20 protein-coding genes are annotated in these 20,394 nt (G+C 71.5%); 12 read left to right on the top strand and 8 right to left on the bottom strand.

The genetic code is table 11. The annotated features are described in order from the left end of the window. Window positions 1-27: 27 nt before the first annotated feature. Window positions 28-531 carry a hypothetical protein gene (locus H4F70_RS15830; RefSeq protein ID WP_235681154.1) on the bottom strand — a complete coding sequence of 168 codons (504 nt, stop codon included), beginning with the start codon at window positions 529-531 and terminating at the stop codon, window positions 28-30. Window positions 532-582: 51 nt separating this feature from the next. On the opposite strand from H4F70_RS15830, the gene H4F70_RS15835 reads away from it, so the two are divergent. Both H4F70_RS15835 and H4F70_RS15840 read left to right on the top strand, forming a co-directional pair. Beyond that, complete coding sequence (locus H4F70_RS15835) at window positions 583-1,542, top strand: diacylglycerol/lipid kinase family protein (RefSeq protein WP_182357875.1); 960 nt, start codon at window positions 583-585, stop codon at window positions 1,540-1,542. Window positions 1,543-2,152: 610 nt separating this feature from the next. Further along, complete coding sequence (locus H4F70_RS15840) at window positions 2,153-2,407, top strand: WhiB family transcriptional regulator (protein ID WP_143909592.1); 255 nt, start codon at window positions 2,153-2,155, stop codon at window positions 2,405-2,407. A gap of 89 nt (window positions 2,408-2,496) precedes the next feature. Here the strand turns inward: H4F70_RS15840 and H4F70_RS15845 are convergent, their stop codons facing one another. Next, window positions 2,497-3,999, bottom strand: coding sequence for a sensor histidine kinase (locus tag H4F70_RS15845; protein WP_182357876.1), 1,503 nt, complete (start codon window positions 3,997-3,999; stop codon window positions 2,497-2,499). A 246-nt stretch (window positions 4,000-4,245) separates the two neighbouring features. Between H4F70_RS15845 and H4F70_RS21230 the strand changes: the two genes are divergently transcribed. Next, window positions 4,246-4,320 (top strand): 50S ribosomal protein bL37, encoded by a 75-nt coding sequence (locus H4F70_RS21230; protein WP_372497643.1) that lies wholly within the window; start codon window positions 4,246-4,248, stop codon window positions 4,318-4,320. 93 nt (window positions 4,321-4,413) lie between these two features. Here H4F70_RS21230 and rsrA read toward each other — a convergent pair whose 3' ends face one another. After that, on the bottom strand, window positions 4,414-4,695 hold the full coding sequence (gene rsrA, locus H4F70_RS15850; RefSeq protein ID WP_182348982.1) for a mycothiol system anti-sigma-R factor: 282 nt from the start codon (window positions 4,693-4,695) through the stop codon (window positions 4,414-4,416). Then, window positions 4,692-5,489, bottom strand: a complete 798-nt coding sequence (locus tag H4F70_RS15855; protein ID WP_182357877.1) for a sigma-70 family RNA polymerase sigma factor — start codon at window positions 5,487-5,489, stop codon at window positions 4,692-4,694. The genes rsrA and H4F70_RS15855 overlap by 4 nt, the downstream gene beginning before the upstream one ends. Window positions 5,490-5,642: 153 nt before the next feature. Between H4F70_RS15855 and ybaK the strand changes: the two genes are divergently transcribed. From ybaK to rsgA, 3 genes are all read left to right on the top strand, one after another. Continuing rightward, window positions 5,643-6,134, top strand: a complete 492-nt coding sequence (ybaK, locus tag H4F70_RS15860) for a Cys-tRNA(Pro) deacylase (protein WP_182348984.1) — start codon at window positions 5,643-5,645, stop codon at window positions 6,132-6,134. A 77-nt stretch (window positions 6,135-6,211) separates the two neighbouring features. Beyond that, window positions 6,212-7,513 (top strand): 3-phosphoshikimate 1-carboxyvinyltransferase, encoded by a 1,302-nt coding sequence (gene aroA, locus H4F70_RS15865; protein WP_182357878.1) that lies wholly within the window; start codon window positions 6,212-6,214, stop codon window positions 7,511-7,513. Further along, window positions 7,510-8,538, top strand: coding sequence for a ribosome small subunit-dependent GTPase A (gene rsgA, locus H4F70_RS15870; protein WP_182360458.1), 1,029 nt, complete (start codon window positions 7,510-7,512; stop codon window positions 8,536-8,538). Before aroA ends, rsgA begins: the two co-directional genes overlap by 4 nt. Before the next feature lie 93 nt (window positions 8,539-8,631). Here the strand turns inward: rsgA and H4F70_RS15875 are convergent, their stop codons facing one another. Beyond that, complete coding sequence (locus tag H4F70_RS15875) at window positions 8,632-9,882, bottom strand: cytochrome P450 (protein WP_182357879.1); 1,251 nt, start codon at window positions 9,880-9,882, stop codon at window positions 8,632-8,634. Window positions 9,883-10,149: 267 nt separating this feature from the next. On the opposite strand from H4F70_RS15875, the gene H4F70_RS15880 reads away from it, so the two are divergent. Together H4F70_RS15880 and H4F70_RS15885 are read left to right on the top strand one after the other, a co-directional pair. After that, window positions 10,150-11,316: a steroid 3-ketoacyl-CoA thiolase gene (locus tag H4F70_RS15880; RefSeq protein WP_182357880.1), complete on the top strand. Its 1,167-nt coding sequence runs from the start codon at window positions 10,150-10,152 to the stop codon at window positions 11,314-11,316. 137 nt (window positions 11,317-11,453) lie between these two features. Next, entirely contained in the window at window positions 11,454-12,116 is a 663-nt protein-coding gene (locus tag H4F70_RS15885) for a GNAT family N-acetyltransferase (protein ID WP_182357881.1), read from the top strand. A gap of 204 nt (window positions 12,117-12,320) precedes the next feature. Here the strand turns inward: H4F70_RS15885 and H4F70_RS15890 are convergent, their stop codons facing one another. After that, window positions 12,321-13,238, bottom strand: coding sequence for an SDR family oxidoreductase (locus H4F70_RS15890; RefSeq protein ID WP_182348990.1), 918 nt, complete (start codon window positions 13,236-13,238; stop codon window positions 12,321-12,323). 180 nt (window positions 13,239-13,418) lie between these two features. Here H4F70_RS15890 and echA20 point away from each other — a divergent pair, with 180 nt between their 5' ends. From echA20 to H4F70_RS15910, 4 genes are read left to right on the top strand one after another with little or no spacing between them, the layout of a single operon-like run. After that, complete coding sequence (echA20, locus tag H4F70_RS15895) at window positions 13,419-14,198, top strand: (7aS)-7a-methyl-1,5-dioxo-2,3,5,6,7,7a-hexahydro-1H-indene-carboxyl-CoA hydrolase (RefSeq protein WP_182357882.1); 780 nt, start codon at window positions 13,419-13,421, stop codon at window positions 14,196-14,198. Continuing rightward, entirely contained in the window at window positions 14,199-15,098 is a 900-nt protein-coding gene (locus tag H4F70_RS15900; RefSeq protein WP_182357883.1) for a CoA transferase subunit A, read from the top strand. Continuing rightward, window positions 15,095-15,850, top strand: a complete 756-nt coding sequence (locus H4F70_RS15905; protein ID WP_182357884.1) for a CoA-transferase subunit beta — start codon at window positions 15,095-15,097, stop codon at window positions 15,848-15,850. Before H4F70_RS15900 ends, H4F70_RS15905 begins: the two co-directional genes overlap by 4 nt. Next, window positions 15,847-16,938, top strand: a complete 1,092-nt coding sequence (locus H4F70_RS15910) for an NAD(P)H-dependent flavin oxidoreductase (RefSeq protein WP_235681156.1) — start codon at window positions 15,847-15,849, stop codon at window positions 16,936-16,938. Before H4F70_RS15905 ends, H4F70_RS15910 begins: the two co-directional genes overlap by 4 nt. Window positions 16,939-17,062: 124 nt before the next feature. Here H4F70_RS15910 and H4F70_RS15915 read toward each other — a convergent pair whose 3' ends face one another. Together H4F70_RS15915 and H4F70_RS15920 are read right to left on the bottom strand one after the other, a co-directional pair. Beyond that, window positions 17,063-19,033: an alpha/beta hydrolase gene (locus H4F70_RS15915; protein ID WP_182357885.1), complete on the bottom strand. Its 1,971-nt coding sequence runs from the start codon at window positions 19,031-19,033 to the stop codon at window positions 17,063-17,065. A gap of 148 nt (window positions 19,034-19,181) precedes the next feature. Beyond that, window positions 19,182-20,330 carry an acetyl-CoA C-acetyltransferase gene (locus tag H4F70_RS15920; protein WP_182357886.1) on the bottom strand — a complete coding sequence of 383 codons (1,149 nt, stop codon included), beginning with the start codon at window positions 20,328-20,330 and terminating at the stop codon, window positions 19,182-19,184. Between the last annotated feature and the right edge of the window lie 64 nt (window positions 20,331-20,394).

The following is a 20,394-nucleotide window of genomic DNA, read 5'->3' on the forward strand; positions in this document are numbered from 1 at the left end:
GACGGGTACGCGGGCCGTCCGGGAGGGTCAGCCGTCGGTGTCGTCGTCCCCATCGGCGTCGGGGTCCGCGCGATGCGCATAGGGGCGGTTCATCCACGCCGATGTCTGCGGGTGCACCAACAGCACGAACGCGGGCACGATGGCCAGGACGATGAGGATCCCCCAGGCGATCTGATGCGACTGGCCGAGCAGCGAGAACGCGAAGGGCGCAAGCAGCACCTGGGTGATGATGGCGACGCCCCGCCCGCCGCGCCTGCCCAGCAGCAGGGTGATCCCGGCCGCGAGGACGCCGCCGAACAGCAGTCCGAACCACGCGGCCGTGCCGAAGTAGCTGATGCCCTTGTCGTGATTGCCCACCAGCGCGCTGATCACGTAGAAGATCGCGATCCCCACACCCACGACGCCCTCGCCGGCGACGATGCCGCCCGCGATGCGCACCGTCGTGGGAGGGACTCCGGGATCTGTCGGGTGGGGGGCGCTCGAGGCGTCCTGCGGGTCGCGCGGCCTCGCACCGCCGTTGTCGTCGGGCACGCGGACAGCCTAGGCCAGCATGCCCGCGCGGTGCCGCTAGGGTATCTGAGCGTGCGCGCCCTCCTGATCGTCAATCCTCACGCCACGTCCACCACCCCGGCGGGCCGTGACCTGCTGGCGCACGCCCTGGCCAGCAGGCTCGAACTGGAGGTGGTGCACACGACGCACCGCGGCCACGCCGCAGAGCTGTCGCACCGTGCCGCGCTCGAGGGCACCCAGGTCGTGGTGGTGCACGGCGGCGACGGCACCGTCAACGAGGCGGTCAACGGGCTGCTGGGCCCGCCGCACCCCGATTCCGTGCGCCAGATCGCCCCGGGCCGCACGCCCGCGGTGTGCGTGGTGCCCGGCGGCTCGGCCAACGTCTTCGCACGGTCCCTGGGCATCCGGCCGGATCCCGTCGAGGCCACCAACCAGGTTCTGGACCTGCTGGCCTCGCGTCAGCGCCGGCGTATCGGGCTGGGCCACTGCGACAACCGCTGGTTCACCTTCACCGCAGGCATGGGCGTCGACGCCCTGGTGGTCGAGGCGATGGAGGCCGCGCGCCGCGCCGGGCACGCCGCCACGCCCTCCCGGTATCTGCGCACCACGGTGCGCGTGTTCCTGCGCAACGCGCGCCGACCGGCGACGCTGACGGTGGAACTTCCCGGCCGCGAGCCGGTGGACAGCGTGCACTACGCCTTCGTGTCCAACACCTCGCCGTGGACCTATCTCGGTGCGCGCGAGGTCCGGACCAACCCCGGCACCCGCTTCGACACCGGCCTCGGGGTGTTCGGCATGCGCAGCATGGACACCGTGACGAGCCTGCGGCTATCGCGGCAGCTCCTTTCCGCGACGGCGCAGCCGAAGAACAAGAACCTCGTGCGCACCGACGACACGCCCTGCGTGCGGATCCGGAGCGCCGAGCCCGTCGCATTCCAGATCGACGGCGATTATCTGGGGGTGCGCACCGACGTCACGTTCAACTCGGTGCCGGGGATCCTCGACGTCGTCGCCCCGGCGGAACCGGACTGATCCCCGCCCGCGACCGATCGACCGTTCCGGCCGACAGGCCCGCTTCGTGTGCGCGGATACCGGGCCGACGGAAAATTTCGCTAGCGTACACCACCTGTCGCGAGTAGCATGACGCGGGTACCGAATGCCATCGGGAAGGATGACATCCACAGAATCCCCGAAAAGACACCCCGGCAGACACCCACGCGTGACGTCGCCGACGGCCCACCGCCGGAGGCCTGTTCGGCATGATCGTCGGCGCACGTTCGCGTCTCCCCGGCGGCACTCCCCTCGCCCGCAGGCGGCGGACACGAACGACGCGCGCACAGAACGACGCCGCGCGCACCTGCACACTCGTCACCCCACGCGGCACCGCGTTCACCGCAAGAAGCACCGTGTGCACCGCAAACGACACTCTGTTCACGTGACGTTCCCCACGACTTCACAAAACTCTATTGACATTACCGAAGTACGTGACAGCATTCATTGGCGGGGTTCACGGAGACCGCCCCAGGCGATCGTCCGCAGCAACCGGACAGGTGGCGCGGAAGCCCCCGCCCCGTGAACACAGCACGGATTTCACTTATCGATTAGCCGACGGTGCAAGCATGCACCCAGTAAGGAGTGAGGGATGGACTGGCGCCATCGTGCCATCTGCCGCGACGAGGACCCGGAACTGTTCTTCCCGGTCGGCACGAGCGGTCCGGCGATTGCGCAGATCCAGACCGCGAAGGCGGTCTGCGCCCGCTGCCCCGTCGCTTCGGAATGCCTGACCTGGGCGCTGGAGTCCGGCCAGGATGCCGGCGTGTGGGGCGGCCTCAGCGAGGACGAGCGTCGCGCACTCAAGCGCCGCAAGGCGCGCGCACGCACCCGCAGCGCAGTCTGAAGCTCCGGCCGCCACGACGGCGGTCACGTCCGGGCCGGGCCCCTCGCCGAGGGGCCCGGCCCGGATCCGTCTGCCGGCTCCGGCGGGCCTCACTCCCGGGCGCGCACCGCGGGCATCCGCACCACCGCATCCGTGCCGCCCGCCGCGGAATGCAGCAAGCGGAATTCCCCGCCCAGATCGGACCCCACCAGGGTCCGCACGATCTGCAGCCCCAGCCGCGGCGAATCCTCCACCACGAACCCCTCTGGCACGCCGCGACCATCGTCGTGCACGGTGACCTCCACCGACCGGGCCGACCGCACGGCGTCGATCGTCACCTCGCCGGCCTCGGCCACGCCTTCGTAGCCGTGCTCGATCGCGTTCTGCACCAGCTCCACGAGGACCATCACCAGGGGTGTGGCCCTGTCCGCGCCCAGCATGCCCAGCCCGCCCCTGCGCCGGATCCGGACGCGGCCGCCGCCCGCCACCTCGGCCATGATCGGCACCAGCCGGTCCACCACCTCGTCCAGGTCGACGTCCTCGCCCACGGAGATCGACAACGTCTCGTGCACCAGGGCGATCGACGAGACCCGGCGCACCGCCTCCGCGAGCGCCGCGGTGACCTCGGGGTCTCCGCTGCGGCGCCCCTGCAATCGCAGCAGCGCGGCCACCGTCTGCAGATTGTTCTTCACCCGGTGGTGGATCTCGCGGATCGTGGCATCCTTGCTCAGCAGCGCGCGGTCCCTCCTTTTGACCTCGGTGACGTCGCGCACCAGGACAAGGGCGCCTGCCGCCGCCGTGGCGGTGCGCAGCGGGAGGGCGCGCATGAGGATCGTCGCCCCGCGCGTGTCCAGCTCGATCCGCAGCACCGCGCCGTGCACCAGGGTGTCCCGCAGCCGCTGCCCCGCCTCGCGGCCGTCGAGCGGATCCCACACCAGTTCCTCGGTCACCTGCGCCAGATCCCGCCCCACCAGTTCCACTGTCAGCCCCATCCGGTGGAACGCCGACTGCGCATTGGGGCTGGCGTAGGCGACGTGTCCGGACGCGTCCACGCGGATGAGACCGTCCCCCGCCCGGGGGCTCGAATGCGAGGCCGAGTCCGCCTCGTCCGGCGGGTAGGAACCCTCGGACATCATCTGCTGCAGCAGCGCGGCGCTGTCGTCGTACACCGCCTCCAGAGGGCTGGGCACGCGGGGACGCACCCCCGCCGTCACCGCGGCGACGACCCCCACCGTGCGGCCCCCGTAGCGCACCGGGGCGGCCGCCATCCGTGCCGCATCGGTGACCCCCGGCACCTCCACGACCCCGCGCACCACGACGCCCTCGTCCCAGGCCCGCTGCAGCAGCGGCGCCAGCGCGGCGGACGGGCGCGCGCCCACCTCGTCGCGCTGGAACACCGTGGCCGCGGTGGTGGGGCGGCACTGCGACGCGCAGATCATCGCCGACGCCGGACCGTCCGCGTCGTCGAAGCCGGACCTGCGCACCCACAGCAGCTGGTCGCCGAAGGAGAGGTCGGCCAGCAGCTGCCACTCGCCCACCACGCGCTGCAGATGGTCGACCGCGCCGCCGTCCAGGTCGGTGTACTGCGCGAGCAAGTCGCTGAGCGTGGACATCACACGGACTCCGGCTCCACCCGCGCCGGACCGAAGGGCGTGGCGCAGCCTGACCTGGGACAGCGTGACGTGGGGCCGCTGACAACCGCACCGCCCGAGGCCTCCGACCGCATGCACCCATCGAACCACAGTCCGGCGGACGTGCGACAATGTCGCGGTCGGTGTTCCGCGTACGGGCGGGCGGCCCACGTCCGTGGGCATGCCCGCCCCGGCGGAGCATGTACCGCTGGACGAGAGGTGAACATCATGAGCAGGCGTGGACGCAAGCGTCGCGACCGCAAGAAGAGGCCCGCGAACCACGGCAAGCGCCCCAACAGCTGACCGTGAACGCGGCGAGGGCCCGGGAGCACTGTGCTCCCGGGCCCTCGCCGCGTCTCCAGCGCCCTTCCGCTCGCAGGCCGACCGCCGGGCGGTTCAGGCCTCGCCGCGTTCGATCCGCGTCGTCACCACGGTGCGGCGGATCTCGAGGCTCAGACGCCGGCGCAGCCCCTCCGGCGCGTGCTCGCCGCCGCACTTGCGCTCCAACAGGTACTTGAGCTTCTCCTCGATACCGAAGGTCGCCAGGCACGACGGGCAGCTCTCCATGTGCCGCTTCACCCGTGCGCGCGTCGCCTGGTCGCACTCGTCGTCGAGGAACAGCCAGACGTCCGCGATCACCGCGGAACAATCGAGTTCATCGGGTGCACCGCCGGTCATCGGTCGCTCTCCTGCCCTGCGGGCGCGGCCTGCGCCGGCGCCTTCCTCCCTGCCGGCTTCTTCTCCGAGGTGTCGATGCCGTGCTCACGTGCGACCTCGGCCAGCAGCCCGCGCAGCTGTTTGCGGCCGCGGTGCAGTCGCGACATCACGGTGCCGATGGGGGTGTCCATGATCTCCGCGATCTCCTTGTACGGGAACCCCTCGACGTCCGCGTAGTACACCGCCATCCGGAACTCCTCCGGCAGCTGCTGCAGCGCGTTCTTGATGTTCTCATCGGGCATCGCCTCGAGCGCCTCGAGCTCGGCGGACTTGAGCCCCTCGGCCGTGTGCTCGGCCGTGGCGGCGAGCTGCCAGTCGGTGATCTCGTCCGTCGGATACTGCGCCGGCTGGCGCTGCTTCTTGCGGTAGCCGTTGATGTAGGTGTTGGTGAGGATCCGGTAGAGCCACGCCTTGAGGTTGGTGCCCTTGCGGAACGACCGGAACGCCGAGAACGCCTTGAGGTAGGTCTCCTGCACGAGGTCCTCCGCGTCCGCGGGCTTGCGCGTCATGCGCAGCGCGGCACCGTAGAGCTGGTCCAGCAGCGGCATCGCGTCGCGCTCGAACCGCTCGGCCAGCTGCGCCTCGGTCTCCGCGGCCTCGGCCGTCCCGGTGACCGCCCCTGCCCCGCTGCCGGGCGTGTCGCCGGTGGCGGCGCTCCCGGTCGGCTCATCGGATGTCGGCACGTGGGTCCCTTCCGTCGTCCCTGATGCCGAGGCTACCGCTATCGGCTCGCCGATCAGTACGGGACGGCGCATGCACGTCACGCTCAATGCTCCAGACCTCCTCGGGTATGCACGCGGCTGTCGTCGGCGCCGATTCCTCATCGACCCTGCGACCTCGTACGGTGCAACACCGCGTCGGCGTGTCGTGTTCCCGGCCGGCACGACGCGCGGGCCTACGCTGGGGGCATGTCCGGCACTTCCACCCCCGCCACCGCCGCCGCGGCGCGGGCCGGGATCGCGCACCGCGTGCACGAGTACGCACACGACCGCCGCGTGCGCACCTTCGGCGCCGAGGCGGTCGAGGCGCTCACCGCCGAACTCGACGTCGCGCCCGAACAGATCTTCAAAACCCTGCTCGTCAAGGTCGACGGCGCGCTGGCCGTCGCCGTCCTCCCCGTCCCCTCGGCGCTGTCGCTCAAGGCCGTCGCGAAGGCCCTGGGCGGCCGCCGTGCCGCGATGGCCGACCACGCCGAGGCGGAACGCGCCACCGGGTACGTGGTCGGCGGAATCTCGCCGCTGGGTCAGCGTCGGCGGCTGCCCACCGTCGTCGACGATTCCGCCCTGGACTTCGAGGTGGTCCTGTGCAGCGCCGGCAGGCGGGGCCTGGACCTGGAGCTCCGGCCGCCCGACCTGATCGCCCTCGCCGACGCCGTCACCGCCCGGATCACCACCAATTGAACGACCCCGCCGCCGTCCGCGCCACACGCCGACCGGCCGTGCGCCCCGGGCCCGTGCCGATGGGCCAAGATGGAGTGATGAGCCTGTGGAGTGCACCCGCCGCCGGCGGGCCTGTCGACGCCGTCGTGGAACTGCCGGGGTCCAAGTCCATCACCAACCGTGCCCTCGTGCTCGCCGCGCTCGCCGAGGGCCCGTCCACCATCACCGGCGCGCTCCGCAGCCGCGACACCGATCTGATGATCGGCGCACTGCAGTCCCTGGGCGCCGGGATCGCGCCGGTCGGCGACGGCACAGACCCGACGGCGCTGACGGTGGTCCCCGGACCGCTGCACGGCGGCGCCGTCGACTGCGGCCTGGCGGGCACCGTGATGCGCTTCGTTCCGCCGATCGCCGCGCTCGCCGAGGGCAATGTCGCCTTCGACGGCGACCCGCAGGCCCGCGTGCGCCCGCTGGGCGTGGTCCTCGACGCGCTGCGCGACCTCGGCGCGCAGGTCGTCGGCGGCGCGCTGCCGTTCACCGTGTTCGGTTCCGGGTCCCTCGAGGGCGGGCCCGTGGACATAGACGCCTCCGGGTCGTCCCAGTTCGTCTCCGGCCTGCTGCTCTCCGGAACCCGGTTCCGGCACGGGGTGACCGTCCGCCACCGGGGCACGCCGGTGCCGTCGATGCCGCACATCGACATGACCATCGCCATGCTCGCCGCCGCGGGGGTCGACGTCGCCACCGAGCATGCGGCGGCGGGCGTCGACACCTGGACCGTCGCGCCGGGCCCCGTCCGCGCCGTCGACTGGATCGTCGAGCCGGACCTGTCCAACGCCACCCCGTTCCTCGCCGCCGCGGCCGTCACCGCGGGGCGCGTGACGGTACCGCGGTGGCCGCACACCACCACGCAGGCCGGCAACGCCATCCGCGAGATCCTGGAGGCGATGGGCTGCAGCGTGCGGTGGGCGGACGATGCGCTCACCGTGCAGGGCCCCGAGCGGCTGCGCGGCATCGACGTGGACCTGCGTGCCACCGGCGAGCTGACCCCCACCGTCGCGGCGCTGGCCGCGCTCGCGCACGGCCCGTCGACGCTGACGGGGATCGGCCACCTGCGCGGCCATGAGACCGACCGGCTCGCCGCCCTCACCGCCGAGATCACAGCCCTCGGCGGCCGCGTGGAGGAGCTCGACGACGGCCTCGCCATCACCCCTGCGCCCCTGCACGGCGGCACCTGGCACTCCTACGCCGACCACCGCATGGCCACCGCGGGCGCCATCCTGGGTCTGCGCGTGGACGGCGTGCACGTGGAGGACGTCGAGACCACCGGCAAGACGATGCCCGACTTCCCCGGCCTGTGGGCGGGGATGCTCGCGGGCGCCGGATCGGGGCCGGTCTCCTGAGCGCGGCGCGACGTCCCCGACGGGCCCGCGACTTCGACGAGTCCGATGTGCGCGTGCGCCCGTCGCGCGGGTCCCGGCCCCGCACCAAGACCCGGCCGGACCACCAGGACGCCGTCGCCGCCATGGTCGTGTCGAAGGACCGCGGCCGGTGGGGATGCGCGCTCGCCGGCGACCCGCACCGCCGCGTCGTCGCGATGCGCGCCCGCGAGTTGGGCCGCACGCCGGTCGTCGTGGGTGACACCGTCGACGTCGTGGGTGATCTGTCCGGCCGCCCCGACACCCTGGCCCGCATCGTGCGCGTCGCCGAGCGCCGCACCGTGCTGCGCCGGACCGCCGACGACACCGACCCGTACGAGCGGACCGTCGTCGCCAACGCCGAGCAGCTGCTCATCGTCACCGCGCTCGCCGATCCGCCGCCGCGCACCGGATTCGTCGAGCGCGCCCTCGTCGCCGCGTACGTGGGCGGGGTGGACCCCGTGCTGTGCCTGACCAAATCGGACCTGGCCGACCCGGCCGAGTTCACCGCCGCGTTCGCCGACCTCGACGTGCCGGTGCTGCTCGCCGGGCGCGCGGAACCACTGGGCCCCGTCCGCGCGCGGCTCACCGGCACCGTCACAGCGCTCATCGGCCATTCCGGCGTGGGCAAGTCCACCCTGGTCAACCGGCTCGTCCCCGACGCGGACCGCGCCACCGGCATCGTGTCGGCCGTGGGCAAGGGGCGACACACTTCCACCCAGTCGCTGGCGCTGCCGCTGCCGGGCGGTGGATGGGTCATCGACACGCCCGGCGTGCGGTCGTTCGGTCTGGCGCACATCTCCCCCGACGACGTCCTCGGCGCGTTCTCCGACCTCGACGCGGCTGCGGACGACTGCCCCCGCGGCTGCACCCACCTCGGCCCGCCGGCCGATCCGGAGTGCGCGTTCGACACGCTCGGCGGCCACGCGCACCGGCGCGCCATGGCCGTGCGCACACTGCTCGCGGCGCTGGGCACCAACGACGCCTGGGCACGCGACGCGGAAGCCTGAACACGACCGCGCTGCCGAGCCCGGACAGACGACGAGGGGCCCGGCGGTCCGAAGACCGCCGGGCCCCTCATCACCCCTCGTCGGGCGGACGCGTCAGTGCGCCACCGGGCACTTCCCGGTGAAGTCCACCTCGAGCTCCTTGATGCCGTTGAGCCAGGCCGACGGCAGGCGCTCGGCCTCGCCCAGCTTGGCGATGTCCGGCATCACGTCGGCGATGGCGTTGAAGATCAGTTCGATCTCCAGGCGCGCCAGGTGCGTGCCGATGCAGAAGTGCGCACCGGTGCCGCCGAAGCCCAGGTGCGGGTTGGGATCGCGCGTGATGTCGAAGGTGTACGGATCGTCGAACACCTCCTCGTCGCGGTTGCCGGAGATGTAGAACATGGCGACGCGGTCGCCCTTCTTGATCTCCTTGCCGCCGAGTTCCGTGTCGCAGGTGGCGGTGCGCTGGAAGACGGTGACCGGCGTCGCCCAGCGGACCACCTCGTCGGCCATCGTCTTCGGCCGCTCGTCGCGCCAGGTCTTCCACTGCTCGGGGTTGTCCATGAAGGCGAGGACGCCGTGCGTGATGGCGTTGCGCGTGGTCTCGTTGCCGGCGACCGCCAGCAGCAGCACGAAGAAGCCGAACTCCTCGCTGCTGAGCGCCTCGCCGTCGATGCTCGCGTCGAGCAGCTTGGTGATGATGTCGTCGGCCGGCTCCTCGCGGCGCTTCTCCGCCATGTTGTAGGCGTAGCCGAGCATCTCCATCGACGACATGGCCGGGTCGACGTCGGCGTTGGCGGGGTCGTCGTAGCCCATCATCTCGTTGGTCCAGCGGAACAGCTGGCCGCGGTCCTCCTGCGGGACGCCCAGCAGCTCGGCGATGGCCTGCAACGGCAGCTCGGCGGCCACCTTGCTGACGAAGTCGCCGGTCTCGTCCTTGTTCGCCTCGCCGACGATCTGCTCGGCACGCTCGGTGAGCGCACTGCGCAGGGTGGCGATGGCGCGCGGGGTGAACCCGCGCGAGATGATGCCGCGCAGCTTGGTGTGCTCCGGGGCGTCCTGGTTGAGCAGGATCGTGCGCTGCATCTCGATCTGCTCGCGGGTGATGTAGTCCGCGAAACGCACGATCGCCGTGTTCTCCCAGGACGAGTAGGTCTTGTCGTCGCGGGAGACCTCGCGGATGAGCTCGTGGCTGGTGACGGCCCAGTAGCCGTCGTCGTCGAAGCCGCCGACCTCGCGCGGCTGCGGGATCCAGTGCACAGGGGCGTGACGGCGCAGCTCGGCGAGCTCGTCGTGCGGGACGCGCTCGGCCATGAGCTCCGGGTCGGTGGGATCGAATCCCTCGGGAATATTGGGCTTGGTCACGTCTACACTCCTGCCCTCGGCGGTCTCGGGTGCCCAGCCGCTACTGGAACACGTTCTAACTCGATTAGAACACATTCCAGTCCGCCTGGGAAGGTCCCGGCCGTGACCGGCGGGACTCCGGTTTGATCGCCCGGGCAGACCTGTTCTAGTTTTCAGGCGTAGGCGTGCGCATCCGGACGGTGTGGCCGCCTGACCGGCCCCGGCCCGTCCGGCACCGCCCGACGGGCCTCCGCCCGACCGGCCCCATCGAATCGAAAGGACCTCGTCGTGGGCAATCCCGTGATCGTGGAAGCAGTGCGCACCCCCATCGGCAAGCGCAACGGCTGGCTCTCCGGACTGCACGCCGCAGAACTCCTCGGCGCAGCGCAGGCGGGCGTCGTCAAGCGCGCCGGCATCGACCCCGCACTGGTCGAACAGGTCGTCGGCGGCTGCGTCACGCAGGTGGGCGCGCAGTCCAACGACGTGGCCCGCGTGGCCTGGCTCAACGCGGGGCTGCCGTGGCAGACCGGCGCCACCACCATCGACTGCCAGTGCGGCTCGTCCGAGCAGGCCACGCACATGGTCGCCAACCTCATCGCCGCCGGCGCCATCGACAGCGGCGTGTCCTGCGGCATCGAGATGATGAGCCAGGTGCCGCTGGGCGCCAACGTGGCCGGCGACCACGCCGGCCCGCGCCGCCCCGAGTCCTGGGACATCGACATGCCCGCCCAGTTCCTCGCCGCCGAGCGCATCGCGGACCGGCGCGGGTTCTCCCGCACCGACCTCGAGGAGTTCGGCCTGGCCTCGCAGCAGAAGGCGAAGCGCGCCTGGGACGAGGGCCGGTTCGACCGCGAGATCCTCCCCGTCGACGCGCCGGTGATCGGCGAGGACAAGAAGCCCACCGACGAGTGGAACACCGTCACCCGCGACCAGGGCCTGCGCGAGACCACCATGGAGGGGCTGGCGCAGCTCAAACCGGTCTACGAGGGCGCGCGCCACACTGCCGGCACCTCCTCGCAGATCTCCGACGGCGCGTGCGCCGTGCTGATCATGGACGAGGACAAGGCCAGGGCGCTGGGCCTCACGCCCCGCGCGCGCATCGCCCACCAGGCGCTCGTCGGCGCCGAGCCCTACTACCACCTCGACGGCCCCGTGCAGGCCACCCAGCGCCTGCTGGACCGCTCCGGGCTGGCGATGAGCGACTTCGACCTCTTCGAGGTCAACGAGGCGTTCGCGTCCGTCGCGCTGTCGTGGGCCTCCCAGCACAAGCCGGACATGGACAAGGTCAACGTCAACGGCGGCGCCATCGCGCTGGGGCACCCCGTGGGCTGCACCGGGTCCCGGCTGATCACCACGGCGCTGCACGAGCTCGAGCGCACCGACGGCGAGCGCGCGCTGATCACGATGTGCGCGGGCGGGGCGCTGGCCGCGGGGACGATCATCGAACGCGTCTGACCTCCACGCCTCCGTCGCGCGCCGTGTCCCTCCCCAGGGGCACGGCGCGCGATCGCGTTCGCCGCCCCGCCGGCCGCCCTACACTGGCGGCATCGGCAGCACAGCACGTCACACCAACCATGTCAGGAGCGCATCCGATGTCGTCGTCGTCCACCGAACCCACCCTCGATCGCCGCGCACTGCTCGACAGCCTCGTATCCGCGCTGCAGCGGCGCCACGAGGTCCTCGACGCCATCATCGAATCCACCGACCGTGACGACGCCGCCCGCAACGTGCGGCGCCTGCTGGACGTGCCCGCCGAGCACGCGGAGGCCGTGCTCAATATGCAACTGTGGCGCCTGAACCGCCAGGACCTGCGGCGCATGCAGAAGGAGCTCGAGGACGTCAACAGCGCGCTCAACTGGATCGCCCCGGCCGACCGCGACGTGCGGCTGCGCCCGTTCGCCAAGCGGGAACCGGACACCGCGCTCTACCGCGCCCGGGCCACCGAGCCCCGCGAGGACGGGTCCACTCTGCACGCGCCCGACCAGGTGGATGCGGCGATCGACGAGGGCCTCGCGCGGATCGACGAGGAGTCGGCCGCCTGGTTCGTCGTGGAGGACCCCGCGGACGACGGCAAGGCGGTGGGGCTGGCCGTGGGCGAGCTCGGCGGACACGGCGAGGTGGAGCTGCGGCTGTGGATCACGCCGGAGTGCCGGGGCCAGGGCTTCGGCACCTCCACGCTCAAGCAGAGCCGCGGCGAGCTCGCCGCCTGCTTCCCCGGGGTGAACCTGGTGGTGCGCACCAAGCTCGGCCGCTAGCGAACGCGCGCACCGGCCCGCGGCCCGCCCACCAAGCGGAAACCGCACGTTTCCCGCGTCGATCCGGCGGTTTCCGCTTGCTCGGCGTTTCAGGTGCTCAGCGTTTCAGGTGCTCAGGACGGCGTGCGGCGGCGCCGGGGCCGAAGACGCCTGTGGCCGGCGGTTCCGCGGAACCGCCGGCCACAGGCGTGTGTCCCGGTCGGGTCAGCGCGCCCCGTACACCGGCACGGGCGTCTGCGCCTTGCCCAGCAGGTCCTTTACGACCGGCCCCAGCTCCTTGGGGTCCACCTTGGCACCCTTGTCCCAGCTGGGCCCGTGACGCCAGCCCTCGGCCACGGTGACGCTGCCGCCCTCGACCTCGAACACCCGCCCGGTGACGTCGCCGGACTCGGTGCTGCCCAGCCACACCACCAGCGGGGAGATGTTGGCCGGGTCCATCGCGTCGAAACCGTCCTCCGGGGCCGCCATCGCCTCGGCCATCGCGCCGCCCGCGCCGACGGTCATGCGGGTGCGGGCCGCGGGCGCGATCGCGTTGGCGGTGATGCCGTAGCCGGCCATCTCGGCGGCGGCCTGGATGGTCATCTCGGCGATGCCGGCCTTCGCGGCGGCATAGTTGCCCTGGCCGACGCTGCCCTGCAGGCCGGCGCCCGAGGTGGTGTTGATGATCCGGGCCTGCCGGGTGCGGCCGGCCTTGGACTCGGCACGCCAGTACGCGGCGGCGTGGTGCAGCGGCGCGAAGTGCCCCTTGAGGTGCACACGCGTGACCGAGTCCCACTCCTCCTCGCCCATCGAGACGAGCATGCGGTCACGCAGGAACCCGGCGTTGTTCACCAGCACATCGAGCCCGCCGAAGGTGTCGATCGCGGTCTTGACGAGGTTCTGCGCACCCTCCCAGGAGGCCACGTCGTCGCCGTTGACGACGGCCTCGCCGCCGGCCGCCTTGATCTCGGCCACGACCTGCTCGGCGGGGTGCTCGCCGGTGTCCTTGCCGTCTGCACCCGCGCCGAGGTCGTTGACCACGACCTTCGCACCCTCGGCTGCGAAGGCCAGCGCGTGCTCGCGCCCGATCCCTCGTCCGGCACCGGTCACGATGACGATGCGGCCGTCCACCAATCCGCTCACTGCATTCACTCCTTATCCGGGGGCACTCATCTGGTAACGTACCAAGCAATCGCTTGGTTGTTAAGCCCGGCGGCGGTGATCGCACGGAGCCGGTCACCCGGAGGAGCCGGTCGGCGAGCGCGGCCCGGACGCGGAGTTCCGGCCACCAGCAAGGTTCGACCCCGAGGTAAGGAAGCAGACATGGGCATCACGTCCACTTCGAACGGGAGCGGGATCACCACCGTCACCGTCGACTACCCGCCTGTGAACGCGCTGCCGTCCGCGGCGTGGTTCGAGCTGGCCGAGGCGATCCTGGCCGCCGGCCGCGACGCCGGCACGCACGTCGTGATCCTGCGCGCCGAGGGCCGGGGCTTCAACGCCGGCGTCGACATCAAGGAGATGCAGGCCACGGAGGGCTTCGACGCGCTGATCGGCGCGAACCGCGGCTGCGCCGCCGCGTTCTCCGCGGTCTACGACTGCGAGGTCCCCGTCGTCGTCGCGGTGAACGGATTCTGCGTGGGCGGCGGCGTCGGCCTGGTGGGCAACGCGGACGTCATCGTCGCCACCGACGACGCGGTGTTCGGCCTGCCGGAGGTGGACCGGGGCGCCCTGGGCGCCGCCACCCACCTGTCGCGGCTCGTGCCGCAGCACATGATGCGCACCCTGTACTACACCGCGCAGAACGTCACCGCGCAGCAGCTGCACCACTTCGGGTCCGTCTACAAGGTGGTCCCCCGCGAGGAGCTGGACGCCGCCGCAGTCGAGATCGCGCAGAAGATCGCCGACAAGGACCCGAACGTGATCCGCGCCGCCAAGGCCGCCATCAACGGGATCGACCCGATGGACGTCAAGGGCAGCTACCTGCTCGAGCAGCGCTACACCTACGAACTCAACCTGGCCGGGGTGGCCGACGAGCACCGCGACGCGTTCGTGGCCACCGGCAAGCCCAAATCGAACACACCCAACGAAGGGGCCGAGTAAATGGCACAGATGCGCGACAAGCGCCGTTCTCTGGATGAGGCCGTCGCCGGTATCGAAAGCGGCATGACGATCGGGCTCGGCGGCTGGGGCTCCCGGCGCAAGCCGATGGCCCTCGTCCGTGCACTGCTGCGGACCGACGTCACCGACCTCACCGTCGTCGGCTTCCTCGGGCCGGACCTGGGCCTGCTGATCTCGGCCGGCAAGGTCAAGCGCGCCTACTACGGCTTCGTCTCCCTGGACTCCAAGCCGTTCTACGACCCGTGGTTCGCCAAGGCCCGCACCGAGGGCACGATCGAATCGCGCGAGATGGACGAGGGCATGGTCAAGGCCGGGCTGCAGGCCGCCGCGGCGCGCCTGCCGTTCATGCCCATCCGCGCCGGCCTCGGCTCGAGCGTCCCCGAGTTCTGGGGCGAGGAACTCAAGACCGTCGAGTCCCCGTACCCCGCCGCCGACGGGCGTACCGAGACGCTGCTGGCCATGCCGGCACTCGAGCTCGACGCCGCGCTGGTGCACCTCGACATCGCCGACGAGCACGGCAACGCCGCCTACACCGGCGTGGACCCGTACTTCGACGACCTGCACCTGATGTCGGCCCGGCAGCGCATCCTGAGCGCGGACACGATCGTCTCCACCGAGGAGCTCGTCGACTCCGTTCCGCAGCAGGCACTCCTGGTCAACCGCATGATGGTCGACACGGTGAGCGAAGCGGCGAACGGCGCGCACTTCACCTTCGCCGGCGGCTACGGGCGCGACGAGGCCTTCCAGCGCCACTACGCCGCATCGGCCAAGGACCCCGAGGCGTGGAAGACGTTCGCCGAGACCTACCTGTCCGGCGACGAGGCCGACTATCAGGCGGCCGTCGCACGGTTCACGCAGGAGCAGAAGGAGCAGCAGGCATGACCGACAACGACGTGACCCGGGCCGAGTACTGCGCCGTCGCATGCGCGGAGATGTTCTCCGGCGCCGGCGAGATCATGGCCTCCCCCATGGCCACCCTGCCGTCGATCGGCGCCCGGCTGGCCCGCCTGACCTCCGAGCCCGACCTGCTCATCACCGACGGCAACGCGCTGATCCTGGCCGACACCCCCGCGCTGGGCCGGCCCGGCAAGGTGGAGGGCTGGCTGCCGTTCTCCAAGGTGTTCGACGTGGTCGCCTCCGGCCGTCGGCACGTGGTGATGGGCGCCAACCAGCTGGACAAGTACGGCAACCAGAACATCTCCGCGTTCGGGCCGCTGGACAAGCCGACGCGCCAGATGTTCGGCGTGCGCGGCGGCCCCGGCAACGCCATCAACCACGCCACCAGCTACTGGGTGGGCAAGCACTCCGCGCGCGTGTTCAGCGAGCAGGTCGACGTGGTGTGCGGCGTCGGCTACGACAAGGCCGACCCGGACAACCCCGCCTACCGGTTCCTCAACAACTACCGCGTGGTGTCCAACCTGGGCGTGTTCGACTACAGCGGCCCCGGCCGCACGATGCACGCGCTGAGCCTGCACCCCGGCGTCACCGCCGAGCAGGTGCGCGAGAACACCTCGTTCGAGATCGACGGCCTCGACGCCGCCGGCCCCACGCGCGAGCCCTCGGCCGAGGAGCTCCGGCTGATCCGCGAGGTCATCGACCCGAAGTCGCTGCGCGACCGCGAGGTGGCCCAGTGAGCGGTGACGCTGTGACCACCCCGCAGATCTCCACCCGTTTCACCGAGCTGGTCGGCGTGCAGTACCCGATCGTCCAGACGGGCATGGGCTGGGTCTCGGGGCCGGGGCTCACCGCCGCCACGTCCAACGCGGGCGGGCTCGGCATCATCGCCTCGGCGACGATGACGTTCGACGAGCTCGAGGCCGCGGTCAAGAAGACGAAGTCGCTCACCGACAAGCCCTTCGGCGTGAACATCCGGGCCGACGCCACCGACGCCGGCGAACGGATCGACCTGTTGATCCGCGAGAAGGTCAAGGTGGCCTCGTTCGCGCTGGCGCCCAAGAAGGACCTGATCGCCAAGCTCAAGGACAACGGCGTCGTCGTCGTCCCGTCGATCGGCGCCGCCAAGCACGCGGTCAAGGTGGCCTCCTGGGGCGCCGACGCCGTCATCGTCCAGGGCGGCGAGGGCGGCGGACACACCGGCGGGGTCGCGACCACGCTGCTGCTGCCCAGCGTCATCGACGCTCTCGGGGACGGCGGCATCCCCGTCGTCGCGGCGGGCGGGTTCTTCGACGGCCGGGGGCTCGCCGCGGCGCTGTCGTACGGCGCCGAGGGCATCGCGATGGGCACCCGCTTCCTGCTCACCTCCGACTCGGCCGTGCCCGACTCGGTCAAGCAGGAGTACCTCAAGCGGGGGCTGCAGGACACCACCGTCTCGCGCAAGGTCGACGGAATGCCCCACCGCGTGCTCAACACCGAGCTGGTGGACGCCCTGGAGAAGGGCAGCTACGCCAAGGGCCTCGCGGCCGCGGCGCGCAACGCCACCGAGTTCAAGGCGATGACCGGCATGAAGTGGTCGACGCTGATGCGCGACGGGCTCGCCATGAAGAAGGCGTCCGACCGCACCTGGCAGCAGATCATCATGGCCGGCAACACGCCGATGCTGCTCAAGGCCGGCCTGGTGGACGGCAACACGCATGCGGGGGTGCTCGCCTCCGGCCAGGTGGTGGGCATGATCGACGACCTGCCCAGCTGCGCGGAGCTCATCGAGCGCATCATGACGCAGGCCGCCGAGCGCATCGACGCGATGGCGAAGCTGCGCCGCTGACAGTACGCCGACGGCACTGTGGAGAAACGGTGCTGTAGCGAAACCGCGGAGAGCCGAAGGGGCCGGCCGGGATCACCATCCCGACCGGCCCCTTCGCCGTCGCCTCCGCGGCGGACTCAGACCGTCACTCGAGGCCCAGCACGGCGCCGATCTGGTCGACCGCGTCGTCCACGGCCTGTTCGACCGGACCGGCCTGCGCGGCATCATCCGCGTCGGCATCAGCCTGTGCAGCACCGTCCTGCGCGGCATCCGCCTGGCCGGCGTCAGCAGCCTTCGCGGTACCGCCCTGGTTGACGGCGCTGTCGATCTGCTGCGCCGCCTGCTTCACCGCATCCGAGGCCGCCGAGAAGCCCTGTGCCATCGCGGCGTCCAGGTCCTGCGCGGCAGGCAGCGGAGCGGGTTCCGGAGGCGTGAGCGGCATCCGGATCTGTGCCTCCGGCAGCACCTGCGGCTGCGGCACGACACCGTCGACCAGGTAGTCGTCGACCACCGTGTCCACCGCCTCGTTGCCGCGGCCGAACACGCCGTGGTCGCCGCCCTGCACCGTCACCAGCACGCCGCCCATCTGCTCGGCCAGCTCCACGCCGCCCGGGTACGGGGTGAGCGCATCGTGCTCGCTCTGCAGCACCAGCGGAGCGGTCTCCAAGCCGCTGCCGTCGAGCGGCACCGGCGCGCTGCTGGCCGGCCAGCCGGCGCAGTCCACGCCGCCGCGCGCACGCTGCGCCATGACGTCGTAGGCGTTGCCCCCGGTCTGCGCGTTGAACTGCGCCAACGCGGCCTGCACCGGGTCCCCGGACTGCGGGTTCTCGTTGCAGGTGACCGCGGTGAACAGGACGTCGTCCGTGGTGAGCTGCGGAGGATCGATCATGCGGGTCCCCGGGGCCAGCGTGCCCGCCCCGTACTGCCGGATGTCCTGCATCCGGCGCGCGACCACCGGCCACATCTCCCGCGACCCGGCGGCGTTGAGCGTGGTTCCGGTGAGCCCGCTCGTGGCCCGCCCGTCATCTGCGCCCGTCACTGCCCGCACCGCCCCGTCGAGGCGCGCACGCGGCTCCGCGGTGGCGTTGATGACGTCCAGCACCGGCTCGCCCACGGGCCGCACGAACTCGGGCAGGTCGCCCATCGTCGCGTCCGGCGGCGTGAGGTTCATCCCGCCGCTGAGCTCCTTGTCGGTGATGCCCTTCCACGTGTGGAACACCTTGAGCGGGGTGTCCCCCAGGTGATAGGTGTCATCGTGGGCGGCGATCCAGGCGAACATGGCGTTGGTCCGCTGCTTGCGGGCCTCGGCCTGCTGCGCCGCCTGCTCGTTCCACACCCAGTCCGGGTTGACGGCCGAGTCGAACACGAACCGGCCCGTCTCCTCCGGATACAGGGTGGCGTAGGTGGCGCCCAGGTAGGTCCCGTAGGAGTACCCGAGGTAGTCCATGGTCCCGTCGGCGGCTGTCGCCCCGCCGTCAGCGGCTGTCGCCCCGCCGTCAGCGGCTGTCGCCCCGCCGTCAGCGGCTGTCGCCCCGCCGTCAGCGTTCGATTCCGCCGCCAGCGACTCCCGGACGACCTCCATGTCGCGCGCGGTGTTGGCCGTGGTCAGCGACTGCACCAGCTGCGGGTCCGCCGCCATGCACGCGGTGTAGGCCGCCGCCGGGTCGAGCATCGCCGTCACGGGGGCGTCGCACGCGACGCCGCCGCTGTAGCTGAGGCCGCGCGGCTCGACGGCCACGAGGTCGTAATTCTCGTGCAGCCGGGCGCCCGGGCCGGTGCCCTCCTCCACCGGGAGCCAGAAGTCCAGCGCCTGCTCGCCCGGGCCGCCGGGATTGCCGAACAAGGCGCCCTGGCTGCGGGCCGGGTTCTCCGCCGGGATGCGGCTGACCGAGACGTCGATCTTCCTGCCGTCCGGGTCGGCGTAGTCGACGGGGACCTGGACCTCACCGCACTGCCATTCGACGTCCGCCGCCAGTCCGCCGCGGTCCATGTATCCGAGGTACTGGGGGCAGTCGACCCACTCGATCTCCTGCGGCTGCGCCTGCGCGAGCGCAGGATTGACGATGGCAACGGATGCGGCCGCGGCGGCCGCCACCCCCCATCGGTATCTGTTCATCTCTCCCCTTCCGCCGTGTCGGCCCCGGCAACCATACCCCTCCCGGCTGTGCGCCCCGACACAGCGACCGGCGGCCTCCGGGGGTTTTCCCCGAAGGCCGCCGAATCGATGTGGACTTGTGATCTCAACAGTGTTGAGTACGGGTGGCTCAGAGCCTTTCGATGATGGTGACGTTGGCGGTGCCGCCGCCCTCGCACATCGTCTGCAGGCCGTACCGGCCGCCGGAGCGCTCGAGCTCGCACAGCATGGTCGCGAACAACTTCGCACCCGTCGCGCCCAGCGGGTGCCCCAGCGCGATTCCGCCGCCGTTGACGTTGACGCGGGCCGGGTCGGCGCCCGTCTCCTTGAGCCACGACAGCACGACCGACGCGAAGGCCTCGTTGATCTCGACCACGTCGATGTCGTCGATGGACAGGCCCGACTTGCGCAGTGCGTACTCGGTGGCCGGGATCGGGGCCGAGAGCATCATGACCGGGTCGGCGCCGCGCACCGACATGTGGTGGATGCGCGCACGGGGCTTGAGGTTGAACCGCTGCACCGCCGCTTCCGAGGCGACCAGCGTGGCCGACGCGGCATCGGAGATCTGGCTGGCGACGGCCGCGGTGAGCCGGCTGCCCTCGGACAGCGGCTTGAGGCCCGCCATCTTCTCCATGGACGTCTCACGCGGGCCCTCGTCGGTCGTGAACTCGCCGACCGGCACGATCTCGCGCTCGAAGCGTCCCTCGGCGATCGCGGCGCGCGCACGCTCGTGGCTGCGCAGCGCGAACTCCTCCATGGCCAGCCGCGAGATGTCCCACTGCTGCGCGATCATGTCGGCCCCGCGGAACTGCGAGACCTCCTGGTCGCCGTAGCGTGCACGCCACCCCTCCGAACCGGAGAACGGATCGTCGAAGCCGAACTCCTTGCCGGCGATCATCGCCGCGCTGATGGGGATCTGGCTCATGTTCTGCACGCCGCCGGCGAGGATGAGGTCGGACGTGCCGCTCATGACCGCCTGCGCGGCGAAGTGGATGGCCTGCTGCGACGATCCGCACTGCCGGTCGACGGTGGTGCCGGGCACCTCCTCCGGGAGGCCCGCCGCCAGCCAGGCGGAGCGCGCGATGTTGCCGGCCTGCCCGCCGATCGCGTCGACGCAGCCGAAGACCACGTCGTCGACGGCGGCCGGGTCGATCTCGTTGCGCTCGACCGCGGCCTTCATGATGTGCGCTCCCAGGTCGGCGGGGTGCACGCCGGAGAGCGAACCGCCCCTCTTGCCGGTGGGAGTGCGGACCGCGTCGATGATGTATGCCTCGGGCATGGTGTTCTCCTGATGTTCTGCGGCTTGACTGGATGCTGCGGTGCGGCGGGGCGGGGGCAGGGCG

Source organism: Tomitella gaofuii (genome assembly GCF_014126825.1).
GTDB lineage: Bacteria > Actinomycetota > Actinomycetes > Mycobacteriales > Mycobacteriaceae > Tomitella > Tomitella gaofuii.